Below are 15,082 nucleotides of genomic sequence, written 5' to 3' on the forward strand. Positions count from 1 at the left end.
CTTCGGGGTCGAAAGATGAAGAAAATCCTTGTCGTCGCCCTGATCGCCGCTCTCATCGCGGCCTATTTCGCGTTCGACCTCGGCGATTACCTGACATTGGACGGAATAAAGGCGGTCGCGGGCCGCATCGATGCCTTCTACGCCGATAATCCCGCATTGGTGATCGGCGGCTTTTTCCTCGCCTATGTCGCGGTGACCGCCGCTTCGCTGCCGGGGGCTGCGATCATGACGCTCGCCGCGGGGGCGCTGTTCGGGCTGGTGCTCGGAACGGTGATTGTGTCCTTCGCCTCGACCATCGGGGCAACGCTTGCCTTTCTCGCCTCGCGCTATGTCCTGCGCGACTGGGTCGAGGCGCGCTTCGGCAAAAGGCTCAAGGGTGTGAACGAGGGGCTTGAGCGCGATGGGGCGTTCTATCTCTTCACCATCCGCATGATCCCGCTGTTCCCGTTCTTCGTGGTCAATCTCGTCATGGGGCTGACCCGCATCCGCACCTGGACTTTCGCCTGGGTAAGCCAGGTGGGCATGCTGCTGGGCACGATCGCCTACGTCAACGCGGGGACGCAGCTCGGCCGGATCGAAAGCACGAGCGGGCTGCTTTCGCCCGGGCTGATCGGCTCCTTCGTCGTGCTCGGCTTCGTGCCGTGGATCGGCAAGGGCGTGGTCGGCGTGATCCGACGCCGGCGGGTCTATCGCGGCTTTTCCAGGCCAAAGAGGTTCGACCGCAATCTCGTGGTCATCGGCGCGGGTTCGGCGGGGCTGGTTGCGGCCTATATCGCGGCGCAGGTGAAAGCGAAGGTCACGCTTGTCGAGGCGGAGAAGATGGGCGGCGATTGCCTCAACACCGGCTGCGTGCCGTCGAAGGCGCTGATCAAGAGCGCGAAGGCGGCCGCGACCATGCGCCATGCCGACCGGTACGGTCTTCGCCCGGTCGAACCGCAAGTCGCTTTCGGCGAGACCATGGCGCGCGTGCGGCGCGTGATCGAGACAATCGAGCCGCATGACAGCATCGAGCGCTACGAGGGGCTGGGCGTCGACGTGGTCAAGGGCCGCGCGCGGATCGTCGATCCCTGGACCGTCGAGATCGCGCGCGACGACGGCCAAACGCAGCGCCTGACCACGCGCGGAATCGTCATCGCAACCGGGGCCGAGCCGGTCGTCCCGCCGATACCCGGGATCGAAGCGTCGGATTATCTCACCAGCGAGACCTTGTGGGAGGCCTTTGAAAAGAGGGAGGAAGTGCCGCGCCGCATCGCTGTCCTCGGCGGCGGCCCGATCGGGTGCGAATTGTCGCAGGCACTCGCACGCCTGGGGGCCGATGTGACGCAGGTCGAGCAGGGCGAGCGAGTGCTCGCGCGGGAGGACGAGGAAGTCTCTGACCTTGCCCGCGAACTGCTGGAAGAAGCCGGGGTCACGGTGTTGACCGGCCACGAGGCGGTGCGTTTCGAGGACGGAGCGCTCATTGCCGAAAGCGCTGCTGGCATGGCCCGGATCGAATATGACGCAGCCATAGTCGCGGTCGGACGCAAGGCGCGGCTGTCCGGTTTCGGGTTGGAGGAAATTGGCATCGACACGGACAGGACGGTCAGCACGGACGAATTTCTCGCCACGAAATTTCCCAACATCTATGCCGCCGGCGATGTCGCGGGGCCGTTCCAGTACACCCACGCCGCAAGTCATCAGGCCTGGTATGCCAGCGTCAACGCCTTGTTCGGACAGTTCTGGCGCTTCAAGGCCGATTACCGCGTGATGCCCGCCGTCACCTTCCTCGATCCCGAATTCGCCCGCGTCGGTCTGAACGAGCGGGAAGCAAGGGATGCCGACACCGAATACGAGGTAACGACCTACCGGATCGACGATCTCGATCGCGCGATCGCGGAAAGCGAGACACGGGGCTTCGTCAAGGTGCTGACCGTGCCTGGCAAGGACACCATCCTCGGCGTGACCATCATCGCCGCCCATGCGGGCGAGCTGCTTGCCGAATACGTGCTGGCGATGAAGCACGGGATCGGGCTCAACAAGATCCTCGGCACGATCCATTCCTATCCCACCATGGCCGAGGCGAACAAATACGCCGCCGGCGACTGGAAGCGCGCGCACAAGCCCGAGGGACTGCTTGGCATCGTCGAGCGCTATCATGGCTGGCGGCGCGGGTGAGCGTGGAACTGGTCGACCAATTGCGCGGGGCTCTGGGCATCGCGGTGCTGCTCGCGATAGCGTGGGTGCTGAGCGAGGATCGCGCGGCAAACCCCGGTTGGCGCTGGATAGCGGGCGCGCTGGCGCTGCAGGGTGCGCTCGCTCTGCTGATTGTGCGCGTGCCCTTCGTCTGGGCGGCGATGGGCTATGCCAATGCGGCCGTCTCCGCGATCGAGCGGGCAACGCTCGATGGGTCCTCCTACATGTTCGGCTATCTCGGCGGTGCGCCGCTGCCCTTCGAATTGAAGGAGGGAGTCACACCGCCCGTCATCATCGCCTTCCAGATCCTTCCGCTTGTCATCGTCTTCTCCGCACTTGCCGCGCTGCTGTGGCACTGGGGCGTGCTGCGATGGCTGGTGAACGGCCTTTCCTTCCTTTTGCGCCGGACATTGGGCGTGAGCGGTGTCGTCGGTCTTTCGGGCGGCGCGAACCTTTTCCTCGGGGTGGTCGAGAGTCCCCTCGTCGTGCGCGCCTATTTCGCAAGGATGAGCCGCGCCGAGCTGTTTCAGGTCATGGTGCTTGCCATGGCGACCATTTCGGGCGCGATCCTCATCCTGTATGCCACCACCTTGTCCGCGACCGTGCCCGATGCGGTCGGCCACATGATCTCCGCCTCGCTTGTTTCACTGCCCGCAGCCTTGCTGATCGCGAAGTTGATGGTACCCGGAAGCGGGCAGGATCCGGGAACGGAGGTCGAGAAGGAGGAGCCGGGGCTTCGCTACGAATCGAGCATCGACGCGATCGTGAAAGGCACGATGGACGGCATGCAGCTCTTCCTCGCGGTGGTCGCGGTGATCATCGTCGTCTTCGCTCTGGTCTCGCTCGCCGACCAGGCGCTCGCGCTGCTGCCCGCCGTCGCCGATGAACCGCTTACCCTCAAGCGTCTGCTGGGCTGGCTGTTCGCGCCGCTGATGTGGCTGATCGGAGTGCCATGGGCCGAAGCCGAGGCTGCCGGCGCATTGATGGGCACCAAGGCGATCCTCAACGAATATGTCGCCTATCTCGAACTCGCCGCTCTGCCCGAGGGCACGCTGGGCGTGCGCGGGCTTCTTATCGTTACATATGCCCTTTGCGGCGTGGCCAACCTCGCGAGCGTCGGCCTGCTCGTCTCGACCATCGGCACCCTGTGCCCGGAACAGCGGGCGGAGGCGGCGGGGCTTGGTATCAGGAGCTGGATCGCCGGGAACATGGCAAGCGCGATGACCGGAGCATGGATCGGGCTCGTGACAGTGGGCGGATAGGGACGGACATGTTCGACGCGAAGCTGCGCCCGCTGATCGATCCGCCGCTCAACCGGGCGGGAAAGGTGCTTGCCGCGTGGGGCGTCACGGCAAATGCGCTGACATTGGCGGGCCTTGCGCTTGGCCTCGCGGGGGCTGCCGCCATCGCTTTCGGGGAGATCGGCGCGGGGCTCGCCCTGATCCTCGCCAATCGGCTTCTTGACGGGCTCGACGGGGCGGTGGCGCGCGCGAACGGTCCGACTTCTTTCGGCGGCTATCTCGACATCGTCGCGGACTTTGCCTTCTACGTGGCCGTCCCGCTCGGCTTCGGCGTGCTGGCGGAGGCGAACACGCTTCCCGCGCTGGTGCTGGTGGCGAGTTTCGTGCTGACCGGGGTGAGCTTCCTCGCATTCGCCGCGATCGCCGCGACGCGCGGCGAGGAAACCGAGGCGCACGGGAAGAAGAGCTTCTTCTATTCGACCGGGCTCGCCGAAGGAGGCGAGACGATCGCGATATTCATCGCCATGTGCCTGTTTCCCGGCTGGTTCGGGCCGATTGTGTATGGCTATGCCGCGTTGTGCATCCTCACCGTCTTCCAGCGCAGCGCGCTCGCGCTGGCGCGGTTCGGGTAACCCTTAAAGGCGCTCAGCAATTGCGGCACGCAGGGCTCGCAGTCGTTCTGCGTTGGCGCCGAGATCGCTCTGCCCGACTCGGCTGACCGAACGCAGGTCGATCTCGCCATCAGCGACACGCGCAACTACGTCGTCTCTGAAGCCGAACCAGAAGGTCTGTGCGACGCCCTCGACCCGGCCCGCTTCGATATCCGCTTCGACACCTGAAAGTCCGATGTCCACCATCGCTGCACGCACCGCTTCCACCGCTTCGTCCGAAGGACCGGTAAAGGCGATCGGTTCGAGATCGGGGTAGCGTTCGGCGATGACCTCGGCATGGCTCTGCGCGGCCAGCGTCTGATCGGCTTCGCGCCACATGTCGAGTTCGCCCAGTGGGATCGAATAGTCGTTGAGCGGATTGGCTCCCGTCTCCTGTCGCGCAGTGAGAGTTTCAGCCGAGAATTGCGGCGGGTCAGCGGTATCGGTCGCCACATCATGGATGGGGTTCGCGCTTCCCTTGGCGGCTGCCGATAGGCCAAGCCCGACGAAGCCCAGCGGGATGACGAGTGCTACAAGCGCCAGCGGCCAGCCGGTGCGCGGGGACTTGCGCACGATCAGCACCAGGGAAACGATCGCGAGCAGCGCCGTCACCGCGATCAGCAGCAACCCGCCGCCGAAAGTGAGCGCGAGCAGACCGGTCTGCCAGTCCCACGCTCCGTATTTCGTTCCGAGCGCCGAGATGGCGAGATAGAGGGGGATGAACAGCGCAAGACCAAGCGCGATTCGAGCGTGAAGCGGGGATTTTTTCTCCATAGAGGCTGTTTAGCGCCTCGCCGTGCGGGGGCAATGGCGGGTTGCGACTTGCAATCAATAACGTCTCCGGGCAATCCTTCGGAAACGCATCGGATTTCATGCGTTGTCGGGTCTGAGGTTCGCGGGGGCGCGAGGTCGAATTGACATCACGCTCCCGCTTTCAATGGCCTTCAATGTGGTTTAATGCCCGCAGCTTCCGCGGGGAATGTTTGTCCAAAGAGGGAAATCTATGATGAAGCGTACCACTTTCCTGAGCGCCGTGGCGCTCGCCAGCCTCGTGACGCTGTCGGCTTGCGGCGGCGGCAACCAGGAAACTCCGGCCGCTCCGGCCGGCGAAGAAACCGAAGCCGCTCCTGCCGCCGAAGAAACGGCTGCTGCGGAGGAAGAGGCCGCTCCGGTTCCTGAAGTCGAAGCCAACGGCACGGTGCACGAAATCCAGATGCTGACCCGCGATCCCGACGGCAGCGGCCTGCAGGTCTTCAAGCCGCGCCTGATCACCGCCGAAGTCGGCGACACGATCAAGTTCGTCCCGACCGACCCGACGCACCAGTCCTCGTCGATTCCCGAAATGCTGCCCGCCGGCGTCACCGGCTGGGAAGGTGAGATCAACAAGGAAGTCAGCTACGTCGTGCCGACTCCGGGTATCTACGGCTACAAGTGCGTGCCGCACTATGCCGCGGGCATGATCGGCATGGTCGTCGTCAAGGGCGATGGAATGACCGACAATCTCGAAGAAGCGAAGGCTGTGAGCCACCCGGGTCTCGCCGGACGCGAATTCAACGAGATCTTCGAGACTGCCGAAGCGAGGGAATGCTTTCTTCGTAAGCTTCTCGAACTCAGCTGAGGCTCGAAAGGAGGGGCCGGTGTGGGATGCCACGCCGGCCCCTTGCTTTTGCGCCTTAAGGGTAATCCCCGGTTTCACGGACTCTGCGCAAAGGGCATTCCGAAAGCACGGGGCGACATCTTCCGCCCGGGAGCTTTCCGGCATGCCCATGAAAGGAAAAACCGCGATGGCAAGTTCCCTTCCTCCTCACATCGTTGCTGTGATTGCGCTAACCGCCCTTTCGGCCTGCGGCGACGAGGGGGAGCGCGAAACAGCACCGCGCGAGACGCCCGCGCCGATCACGGCGACGCCGGCCCTAGCGCCGGGGACGCCAACAGGCGAAGCCGGGCCCGATTTCGCCGACGTTGCTCTCGTCGATCTGACCGGCGATGCTGCGGCAGGAAAAACAGTCTTCACCAAATGCATGGCGTGCCATTCGATCGAGCAGGGCAGGAACCGCGTCGGACCTCATCTGCACGACGTGGTCGGCCGCGATGCAGGCTCGGTCGAGTACTTCAATTACTCCGATGCGAACCGGAACAGCGGCATCACGTGGAGCCGCGAGATCCTGTTCGATTATCTCGTCGCGCCGCAGCAATACGTTCCCGGCACGCGCATGGCCTTCCCCGGTCTCAAGGACCCGCAGGACCGCGCCGATCTGATCGCTTATCTCGAAGCGAACGGGGAAGTCTGATCTTTGCTGCGCTGCCCGGATGCGCGCGCTATCCCGCAAGAACGAACAGGGGACGGCGCAAACACCTGCGCCGTCCCCTGTTCGTTATCGGCAAAATCCGGTTGCGGTTAGGACCTCAGGCGGCCGTGGCCATCCGCGCCAGTTCACATTGCGACCAGATTTCGGAAAGCGCGTTGATGAGGCGGTCGATATCGCCGTCGTCATGGACGGGCGACGGCGTGAGCCGCAGCCGCTCGGTCCCTACCGGAACGGTCGGATAGTTGATCGGCTGCACGTAGATCCCGTGATTGTCCATCAGCCAGTCGCTGATCCGTTTGCACTTGTGCGCATCGCCCACCATCACCGGAATGATGTGGCTCGGATTGGCGAGGTGCGGGATGCCCATCATGTCGAGCTTGCGCCGCACTTGCGCGACCCGATCCTGATGGCATTCGCGTTCCTCGCTGCTCTCCTTGAGATGCCGGATGCTTGCCGCCGCGCCTGCGGCTACTGCCGGGGGCAGGGCGGTCGAGAAGATGAAGCCGCTGGCAAAGCTGCGCACGAAATCGACGAGATTGGACGAGGCCGCGATATAGCCGCCCATCACGCCGAAAGCCTTGCCGAGCGTGCCCTCGATCACGGTGATCCGGTCCATCAGCCCCTCGCGCTCGGCGATACCGCCGCCGCGCGGGCCGTAAAGGCCGACCGCGTGGACCTCGTCGATATAGCTCATCGCGCCGTGCTTTTCGCAGACGTCGAGGATCTCGGCGATCGGCCCGATGTCGCCGTCCATCGAATAGACGCTTTCGAAGGCGACCAGCTTGGGAACGTCGGGGCCGTAATCCGACAGCAATTCATCGAGATGCTCGATATCGTTGTGGCGGAAGATCTTGTAGGGCGCGCGCGAATAGCGAATGCCCTCGATCATCGAGGCGTGGTTGAGCGCGTCTGAGAAGACGACGCAGCCCGGAATGCGAGCGGCGAGCGTGCCGATGCCTGCCCAGTTTGAGACATACCCGCTCGTGAACAGCAGCGCGGCTTCCTTGCCGTGCAGGTCGGCGAGTTCGGCCTCGAGTTCGACATGGTAATGGTTGGTGCCCGAAATGTTGCGCGTGCCCCCTGCGCCGGCGCCGCATTCATCGAGCGTTGCATGCATGGCGTCGAGCACCTTGGGATGCTGGCCCATGCCGAGATAATCGTTCGAGCACCAAACGGTGACCGCCTGGGTTTCCTCCTCGCCCAGAAAGCGCGTCGCATGCGGGAAACGCCCACGGTGCCGCTTGATATCGGTGAACACGCGATAGCGCCCTTCCTCGCGCACGCCGTCAAGCTCGTTGGCGAAATAGGCTTCGTAGTCCATGGGTCGTCCCTCTTGATGCATTCTTATGTTCTGTCGTTCCGGATGGATGGGGCAGGTGCCGGGGCCGGAGCGGCCAGGCCCCCCTCGCGGCGGCGCGCAGGCAGCGCCCAACCCCACAGCATGCCGTCGCGAAACGGCAGAGCGAGAAAGACATGTTCGAGCGCGCCAAGTACGCACAGGGTGAAAAGCAGGCTTGCCCCGACCATTTCCGCGCTGCCCACCGAAGCCGAGATCGCGAGCTGGGCAAACCAGCCAGCAAGCGCAAGGATCGCGAGGATCGAGAACGCGAGCAGGGCCGTCATCCGATTGGTGCCGAAATAGGTCTTGAGATAGTCGAGATGGGGCGGAAGCATCTCGGTCGTCGTATTCGGCACGCCGACGAAAAGGTTGATCTTAGACGAGAGCCGCAGGCCGAGCATCAGAACGAAGACAGTGGCCCCGATCTGGTTCGGCGCGTCCCACGACAAGGAGATCAGGAGCAGCGCCGTGAGAGCGAGAGCAACCTCGTGATGCATCACTGTCGCGCTCGCCTGGCGGAACCGCTCAAGCCCGCGCACGCCCGGTGCGATCGGGACGCGCCGCGGACCCGCAGAAGCCCCGGTAAGAAAGCCGATTTCGTGCCAGCCCCAGACCATCAGCGCGCCGATGAACGCGACATACACCGCCAGGACCGAAACCGATTGAGAGGCGACGAGGATCACGATTAGTCCCAGAATCCCGCCGACACCGCCGATCGCGAGGCTGCGCGTGAAGGTTGCGCGCTCGCGATTGTCGGCCCACGCGACGAGCCCCGTCGCGACGAACCAGACCGCCACCGTCACGATGAACGGGACGACATGTCCGCTCCAGCTTACCATGCGGGCTGAAGCCTGACCGATTGCGGCAGCGCATTGGGCTTGGTGCGGTGGAAATACATCCGCGCAAAGGCCCAGCCCGCGCCCGCGACACCGCTCAAACGCTTGGCGAGCCCGCCGATGCCGCCCTGTTCCTTGCCGTCTTCGATCCGGCAGGCGGCGAGGCGCAGGTTCTCCATCCTGCGGCGGAAGACGGGATCGTCGATATCGAGCTCAACCGGGAAGACCTGGCGGCTGATCTGGTTGCAGATCGAGAACACCTCGTAGTCATATTCGGTAGGATCGACGCCGAGCGCCTTGTGGAAGGCGGGCCGGGCGTGGTCGCGCACGTACATGGTCGCATAGACCGACAGCAGGAAGAAGCGCACCCACAGCTTGTTCGCGCCCTGAAGGAGCTTGGGATCCGAGCGCAGCAGCATGGCGAAGGCCTCGCCGTGGCGGAACTCGTCATTGCACCATTCGAGGAACCAGTTGAAGATCGGGTGGAACTTGTGCTGCGGATTGCGCGCGAGGTGGCGATAGATCGTGATGTAGCGCGCATAGCCGATCTTCTCCGACAGATAGACCGCGTAGAAGATGAATTTCGGTTTGAAATAGGTGTATTTCTTGGTCTTCGTCAGATAGCCGAGATCGACACCGATGCCTGCGTCCTTGAGGCTTTCGTTGATGAAGCCGGCATGGCGGCTTTCATCGCGCGCGAGCAACTTGAAGAGCTGCTTCACATCCGGATTCTTGGTGCGCTTGGCGATTTCGGCGTAGAGCACGCAGCCGGAAAATTCCGAAGTCATCGAGCTGACGAGGAAATCGGTGAATTCCTTGCGAAGCTCGGGTTCCAGCCCCTCGATCACGCCTTTGAAGCTGTCATCGTGCCTGAAATGCTTCTTGTTGGGATCGCCGATCATCTCGTCGATCAGCGCATCCCATTCCTCGCGCACCGGCGAGACGTCGATCGCGTCGAGCGCGTCGAAGTCGGTGGTGTAGAAACGCGGGGTCAGCATCGTTTCCTGCGTGGCGAGTTCCATCGCCTCTTCGCTGGTCATCGGCTTGTAGGCGTTCATTTGATCCTCCCGGGATTGAAGCTGACCTCATAGAGTTCCCTGAGGTCGAAATAGGCTGCGAGCCGGGTCAACAGGCGGCCGAAGGGTCCGGCACGGGTAACCGTTGCGGCGCGTTCGAACACGGCGCTCTGTCCGAAGGGAATGGTGATCGGATCGCCGTGTACCCGCACCTTGTCGCCCGGCTCGAGCTCGACATCGCCGGCGAGTTCGACATGGGCGTGGAAATGCTCCGAGCTCTGCTCGACCGTGATCGTGCAGGGAATGTCGAATTGCTTTGCGGTCGGCATGCTGCGGATCGCGGCATGCTCATCGATCGGACGCGACGCCATCACTTCACCCCTTCGAGCATATCGGCGAATACCCGGCGATTATCCTTGCCGAAATAATCGAGTTCGAGCGCGCTGCCGGTGGTCTCGTCGCGCAGGGTGAGATTGCCGTTGTCCCATTCGACCAGTTCGAAAGGGACGTCTGAGCCGATCCCCCGGATCCGCCGCTGATGGACGAGGCTTCGCACGGTTGATCGCACGAAGCCGCCCTCGCCGACACCAAAGCGCCCGACTTCGATGCCGCTCGCCGCATCCTCGACCCGGACCGAGCCGTCGGCCTCGTCGAAGAAGAACAGCTGGCGGGTTGCCGTCGCTTCGGTCCCTGCCTCGGCGCGGTTTACAACCGGATCCGATGTGCGCTCGAAGAAGCCGAGCGTCACCGATGCAGTCATCGCGAGGCTGATGGCGACGAGGCCGCCCATCAACATCAGGGGAACGCGGTGGACGGTGATTTCGTCCTCTTCATAGGTGCGAACGATCATGCAGGGGCTCCTTCCAGGCCGTTGTCCGACAGCTCTTTCGTTTCGGAGAGCGGGGCGCCGGATTTCGCATGCGCGGCAGGGCCGTTCACCTGCCTAGCGCCCGGGGTGGCCGCTTCCTTGATCTCGGTCAAATTCCGTTCGATCGAGATATGCTCCGCGCAGGCATCGGCGAGCATCCGTGCGACCTTCTCCGGCTCGGCGATCCCACGCAGCATCGGCTCCGGCCGGCTAAGCCGGAACGGGCGCACATGCGGCCACATCAGGAGATAACCGAGCAGCCTTTCGCCCTTCAGTTCGACCGCGATGTCGCCATGATCCTTGCCGCGCATCTTGAGGTTAGCGGCGCTGATCTGCTTGAGCGGCACATTGATGCGCGTCTCGATCGCCATGCCTATGCGCATGATGAGCCGCGTATCGGTGAGGATATAGAGCGTGCTGCGGACGCTGAGCCACGCGAGCAGGTTGAGCACGCCCAATCCCGCCACACATAGCGCAGCGATGATCGCCGCGCTCTGGTAATTGCCCATGGCGACCGAAACCGCGACGAGGATCGCGAAATAGATTGCCACGCTGCGGGTGTGGAAGGCGGTCCTGGCGAGCACGCTCCTGTCGGGCCGGCCCTTCCACAGGATCTTCTCGTCGGCAGCCGGCGTGCCCATGGGATCGCCATGAGCGGTGGGGCCGGCATTCTCGAGCTCAGGCGGATCGAAGCGCGGCTTGGCGTGCAGCTCAGGGTCCGCTGCGGGCATTGTCTTGGTCTTCAGATCCACGGTTCAGCCCTTTCCGGCGTCGCGTACATGAAGCCGCCGCCATAATAGGCCATGATCTTGTCCTCTTCGTAGCGAGTGACCTGGCCGGGTGTGTCAAGCCGCGGGACGTCCGCGAACTGTTCGGAAGTGATCGCCGGGATCTGGACCTGTTCGGGAAGGTCGTCGAAGAAGCCCTTCTTCTGAACCGTGCAAACGAACATCGGCGCAAGCACCTTGTCGCCGGCATTGGTCTCGATCTCCAGATAGCGGATGATGTGTTCGGACTGGTCGACCCAGATGTCGCTGACCTTGCCGGCGACCTTCTTGTCGGCGGCGATGACGGGCCAGCCGATCAGGGCCGGATCGTTCGGCGAGACCGACAATTCATGGCTGTTGCCGATCGGCACGATACGCGGACGACCGTCGAACGTGAGGTCGGGATAATCGGCGCGCTTGGCATAGGCCGCCGGGCCGAGGCCGTCCTTCATCGGATTGCCGGTCGGGACCCAAGGGGCACCAGCGGCGTTGAAGGCCTGCACGGCGGGAATGTTGACGTCGTCGCGCGGCACATCTTCCGGGACATAGACCCCGCGGCCATGCGGCAGGTTGAAGACCTTTTTCTCGCCCTGGGTCAGCGGCCAGGTGTCGACCCGGCCGGTCTGTTCGTCCTCGACCGGATAGCCTTCACGACGGCTTTCCCGGTTGAGATAGACCACAAGGGCGATGAAGAAGACGAAGAAGAGCAGGAAGGCCAGCTCGGCTACGTCGAGTGTCCCGACGATATATGTGTTGTTCATTTCACATTCCTCTCAAGCAGAGTGCGACCGAGATGGGGTCCCTCGGATTCCTTTCCGGTCATGTCGGGAATTCGCGCAGGCCGAACGGCTGGCCCGCGCGCTCCCTAGAATCGAGGGTGTTTGTGCGACCCCGGCCGACAAGCGGCCCGATCGCGGCGAGGCCTGCCAGAAGCAGCAGGATTTCGAGGAGGTAGACCGATGTGTACCCGGTCGCCCTCGTGGCGATGGCCTCTCCTGCATCGCCGGTCATGACGAGCGCCGAAACGCCGTCGCGAAGTGCGCCGCCAACCGCGATACCCGCGCCTGCGGCAGTTGCCTGAACCGCGCCCCACGCGCCGAGAGCGAGGCCTGCGGTCGCGCTCTCGGCGAGGTTCATCGCCTCCATCAGCGTGCCGACCGAAAACAGGCCAAGCCCGACGCCGATCGCGAAAGCGCCGAGGAAGAGCATCATCGGAGATCCGAAGGGCGCGGCGAAGACCACGAAAAGGAAAGCGATCACCCCGGTCACGAGGCCGACCCCTGCCAGCCGCAGCGGATCGGTGCCGAGCGCGAGCGAGCGGCCCGACAGCATGAAGCCGATAAGACTGCCGAACGCCCACGCGCCGGTGAGGGAGGTGGTCGAGCCGACCGAGAGGCCGAGTATCTCGCCGCCATAAGGTTCAAGCAGGGCGTCCTGCATGGCAAAGCCCGCCGCGCCGATGCCGATCGCGGTCAGCAGCCGGGCATTGCGTCCATCGCGTACGAAGGAATTCCAAAGCTCACGGAAATCCGGGGTCTCGCGGTCATGCGCGGTCGCCTTCGGATTGCGCGCTTCCTGTTTCCACAGCGCGACGAGATTAAGGATGATCGTCAGCACCGCGCAGCCCTGGATCACCTGGACGAGCTTGGTTGCGCTGAAATCCATCAGCACGCCGCCGATCACGAAAGCGGCGAACATCATCCCGACGAGCAGCATGACATAGAGCAGCGCGACCGCGCGCGGCCGCTTGTCCTCGGGCGCGAGATCGGTCGCCAGCGCGAGGCCGGCCGTCTGCGTGATGTGGAAGCCCGCGCCCGTCATCAGGAAGGCTATTGCAGCTGCGACCATGCCGAGATTGAACGCCTCGGGCTTGCCCAGCAGCAGCAACGCGAAGGGCATGATGGCAAGGCCGCCGAACTGTGCCAGCGTCCCCGCCCAGATATAGGGCACGCGCCGCCAGCCCAGGAAGGAGCGGTGCGTGTCCGACTTGTGCCCGATCAGAGCGCGAAACGGCGCGACCAGCAGCGGCACCGCGATCAGCAGCGCGACCAGCCAGGTCGGCGTGCCGATCTCGACGATCATCACCCGGTTGAGCGTGCCGTTCAGCAGCACCATCGCCATGCCCACGCTCACCTGGAACAGCGACAGCCTCAGCAGGCGGCCGAGCGGCAGGTCCTCGCTCGCCGCATCCGCGAAAGGCAGATAACGGACCGCGACCTGCGTCCAGGTGTCGGCAAGGCGAGGACGCTGACTCATCCGTGCCTCATCAGTTCGAGCGCCTGCGAGGTGTAGAACCCGCTCTGCACGCGCTTTGTGCGACCGATCGACCAGCCCGAAAGCCGTTCGAGCCGGGCGCGCACTTCGGTTTCCCGGACCGGCACGATCGCCGGCGAGCGATCGCTCTTGGGAAAGACCTTGCCGATTTCGTGCATCGCGCCGAGCAGCTTGGTGCGCGGGGCGAAAGTGAACAGGATCGATCCCGTGCAACGCTCAGCCAGCTGCGCGAGTGCATCGACGAGGTCCTCGGGCGAATAGTGGATCAGCGAATCCATCGCGACGACATGCGCGAAGGTGCCGAGACCGGGATCGAGCATATCGCCCGCCATCCAACGGATCCGGCCATGGCCGATGAAGGAAGGCGTGCGCTCACGTGCGACTTCGACGAGGCCGGCTGCGACATCGATGCCGGTCACTTCCGCACCGCGGCAGGCCGCCTCGATCGATAGCGCTCCGGTCCCGCAGCCCGCATCGAGAACGCGTGTACGCCTGAGATCGTCGGGCAGCCAGGACAGCAGGGTGTTGCGCATCTCGTCGCGGCCCGCGCGCACGGTCGCGCGGATACCGCTCACCTTCACATCGGAAGTGAGATCGATCCACGCCTGCCGCGCGGTGCTGTCGAAATAGTTCGCAAGCGCCTCACGTCGCTCTGCATAGGGGCTTGCCTCGAAGGGAAGGGGGGAGCGTGTAGCCATCATTCAAATCCCAGGAAGTCGAAGATTTCACGGTCCTTCATCGGGTTCGCCAGCTGCGGTTCGACACCGTCCCACAACTGCTGGGCGAGCCTGAGATATTCGTTCTGGGCCTCGATCACCTCGGGATCGTCGCCCATCTCGAAAAGCGTGCATTTCTTGAGGCGCGAGCGGCGGATCGCATCGACATCGCGGAAATGGGCAAGGCGCTCCATCCCGATCTTGTCACAGAAGCGATCGATCTCGTCGGTTTCGCGGCTGCGATTGGCGACGACGCCAGCAAGTCGGACTTCGTAGTTCTTGGACTTGGCGCCGATCGCGGCAACGATCCGGTTCATCGCGAAGATGCTGTCGAAATCGTTCGCGGCGACGACCAGCGCGCGCTCGGCATGCTGGAGCGGGGCGGCAAAGCCGCCGCAAACGACGTCGCCCAGAACGTCGAAGATGACGACATCGGTGTCCTCGAGCAGGTGGTGCTGTTTCAGCAGCTTGACCGTCTGGCCGACGACATAGCCGCCGCAGCCCGTGCCTGCAGGCGGGCCGCCCGCCTCGACGCACATGACGCCGTTATAGCCTTCGAACATGTAGTCTTCGGGCCTGAGTTCCTCGGAATGGAACTCGACCGTCTCGAGTACGTCGATGACCGTCGGCATCAGTTTCTTGGTCAGCGTGAAGGTGCTGTCATGCTTCGGATCGCAACCGATCTGCAGCACGCGGTGGCCGAGCTTGGAAAACGCCGCCGACAGGTTCGACGAGGTCGTCGACTTGCCGATCCCGCCCTTGCCATAGACGGCGAAGACCTTCGCGCCCTTGATTTCGTCGCGCGGGTCCATCTGGACCTGGACCGAGCCTTCCCCGTCGGGCGGGGTGAAGCTGGATTTGGGGTTGTGAAGGTTCATATCGACAATATCCCTA

At 63.8% G+C, this 15,082-nt stretch carries 16 protein-coding genes; 5 read left to right on the plus strand and 11 right to left on the minus strand.

Features of this window, described 5'->3' with window-relative positions; all coding sequences use genetic code 11:
- Nucleotides 1–15: 15 nt before the first annotated feature.
- The 3 genes from Ga0102493_RS04255 to Ga0102493_RS04265 are packed head-to-tail and all read left to right on the plus strand — an operon-like array spanning nucleotide 16 to nucleotide 4,045.
- On the plus strand, nucleotides 16–2,154 hold the full coding sequence (locus Ga0102493_RS04255) for an FAD-dependent oxidoreductase (RefSeq protein ID WP_034904430.1): 2,139 nt from the start codon (nucleotides 16–18) through the stop codon (nucleotides 2,152–2,154).
- The gene (locus tag Ga0102493_RS04260) at nucleotides 2,151–3,434 is read left to right on the plus strand and encodes a NupC/NupG family nucleoside CNT transporter (protein ID WP_236922290.1); all 1,284 of its coding nucleotides are present in this window, start codon (nucleotides 2,151–2,153) and stop codon (nucleotides 3,432–3,434) included. Before Ga0102493_RS04255 ends, Ga0102493_RS04260 begins: the two co-directional genes overlap by 4 nt.
- A gap of 8 nt (nucleotides 3,435–3,442) precedes the next feature.
- Nucleotides 3,443–4,045 (plus strand): CDP-alcohol phosphatidyltransferase family protein, encoded by a 603-nt coding sequence (locus Ga0102493_RS04265; protein ID WP_034904428.1) that lies wholly within the window; start codon nucleotides 3,443–3,445, stop codon nucleotides 4,043–4,045.
- Nucleotides 4,046–4,048: 3 nt separating this feature from the next.
- Here Ga0102493_RS04265 and Ga0102493_RS04270 read toward each other — a convergent pair whose 3' ends face one another.
- On the minus strand, nucleotides 4,049–4,837 hold the full coding sequence (locus tag Ga0102493_RS04270) for a DUF1499 domain-containing protein (protein WP_034904426.1): 789 nt from the start codon (nucleotides 4,835–4,837) through the stop codon (nucleotides 4,049–4,051).
- A gap of 229 nt (nucleotides 4,838–5,066) precedes the next feature.
- Between Ga0102493_RS04270 and Ga0102493_RS04275 the strand changes: the two genes are divergently transcribed.
- Together Ga0102493_RS04275 and Ga0102493_RS04280 are read left to right on the plus strand one after the other, a co-directional pair.
- A complete protein-coding gene (locus tag Ga0102493_RS04275) occupies nucleotides 5,067–5,681 on the plus strand; it encodes a pseudoazurin (RefSeq protein WP_161490040.1) in 615 nt (204 codons plus the stop codon).
- Between the two features lie 166 nt (nucleotides 5,682–5,847).
- Nucleotides 5,848–6,354 carry a c-type cytochrome gene (locus Ga0102493_RS04280; RefSeq protein WP_034904590.1) on the plus strand — a complete coding sequence of 169 codons (507 nt, stop codon included), beginning with the start codon at nucleotides 5,848–5,850 and terminating at the stop codon, nucleotides 6,352–6,354.
- 115 nt (nucleotides 6,355–6,469) lie between these two features.
- Here the strand turns inward: Ga0102493_RS04280 and hemA are convergent, their stop codons facing one another.
- The 10 genes from hemA to bchL are packed head-to-tail and all read right to left on the minus strand — an operon-like array spanning nucleotide 6,470 to nucleotide 15,066.
- Nucleotides 6,470–7,693, minus strand: a complete 1,224-nt coding sequence (gene hemA, locus Ga0102493_RS04285) for a 5-aminolevulinate synthase (RefSeq protein WP_034904425.1) — start codon at nucleotides 7,691–7,693, stop codon at nucleotides 6,470–6,472.
- Between the two features lie 23 nt (nucleotides 7,694–7,716).
- Entirely contained in the window at nucleotides 7,717–8,550 is an 834-nt protein-coding gene (puhE, locus tag Ga0102493_RS04290; RefSeq protein ID WP_069297457.1) for a putative photosynthetic complex assembly protein PuhE, read from the minus strand.
- Nucleotides 8,544–9,605, minus strand: a complete 1,062-nt coding sequence (acsF, locus tag Ga0102493_RS04295) for a magnesium-protoporphyrin IX monomethyl ester (oxidative) cyclase (protein WP_034904423.1) — start codon at nucleotides 9,603–9,605, stop codon at nucleotides 8,544–8,546. The genes puhE and acsF overlap by 7 nt, the downstream gene beginning before the upstream one ends.
- Nucleotides 9,602–9,934: a hypothetical protein gene (locus tag Ga0102493_RS04300; RefSeq protein ID WP_236922291.1), complete on the minus strand. Its 333-nt coding sequence runs from the start codon at nucleotides 9,932–9,934 to the stop codon at nucleotides 9,602–9,604. The genes acsF and Ga0102493_RS04300 overlap by 4 nt, the downstream gene beginning before the upstream one ends.
- Nucleotides 9,934–10,413: a photosynthetic complex assembly protein PuhC gene (gene puhC, locus Ga0102493_RS04305; RefSeq protein WP_034904420.1), complete on the minus strand. Its 480-nt coding sequence runs from the start codon at nucleotides 10,411–10,413 to the stop codon at nucleotides 9,934–9,936. The genes Ga0102493_RS04300 and puhC overlap by 1 nt, the downstream gene beginning before the upstream one ends.
- On the minus strand, nucleotides 10,410–11,183 hold the full coding sequence (gene puhB, locus Ga0102493_RS04310; protein WP_236922292.1) for a photosynthetic complex putative assembly protein PuhB: 774 nt from the start codon (nucleotides 11,181–11,183) through the stop codon (nucleotides 10,410–10,412). The genes puhC and puhB overlap by 4 nt, the downstream gene beginning before the upstream one ends.
- Nucleotides 11,174–11,959, minus strand: coding sequence for a photosynthetic reaction center subunit H (puhA, locus tag Ga0102493_RS04315; protein WP_034904417.1), 786 nt, complete (start codon nucleotides 11,957–11,959; stop codon nucleotides 11,174–11,176). Before puhA ends, puhB begins: the two co-directional genes overlap by 10 nt.
- A gap of 58 nt (nucleotides 11,960–12,017) precedes the next feature.
- Nucleotides 12,018–13,454, minus strand: a complete 1,437-nt coding sequence (locus Ga0102493_RS04320) for a BCD family MFS transporter (protein WP_034904415.1) — start codon at nucleotides 13,452–13,454, stop codon at nucleotides 12,018–12,020.
- A complete protein-coding gene (gene bchM / locus Ga0102493_RS04325; protein ID WP_034904413.1) occupies nucleotides 13,451–14,170 on the minus strand; it encodes a magnesium protoporphyrin IX methyltransferase in 720 nt (239 codons plus the stop codon). The genes Ga0102493_RS04320 and bchM overlap by 4 nt, the downstream gene beginning before the upstream one ends.
- Nucleotides 14,170–15,066, minus strand: a complete 897-nt coding sequence (gene bchL / locus Ga0102493_RS04330) for a ferredoxin:protochlorophyllide reductase (ATP-dependent) iron-sulfur ATP-binding protein (protein ID WP_034904412.1) — start codon at nucleotides 15,064–15,066, stop codon at nucleotides 14,170–14,172. Before bchL ends, bchM begins: the two co-directional genes overlap by 1 nt.
- Between the last annotated feature and the right edge of the window lie 16 nt (nucleotides 15,067–15,082).

The sequence above is a fragment of the Erythrobacter litoralis genome (assembly GCF_001719165.1).
Lineage (GTDB): Bacteria > Pseudomonadota > Alphaproteobacteria > Sphingomonadales > Sphingomonadaceae > Erythrobacter > Erythrobacter litoralis.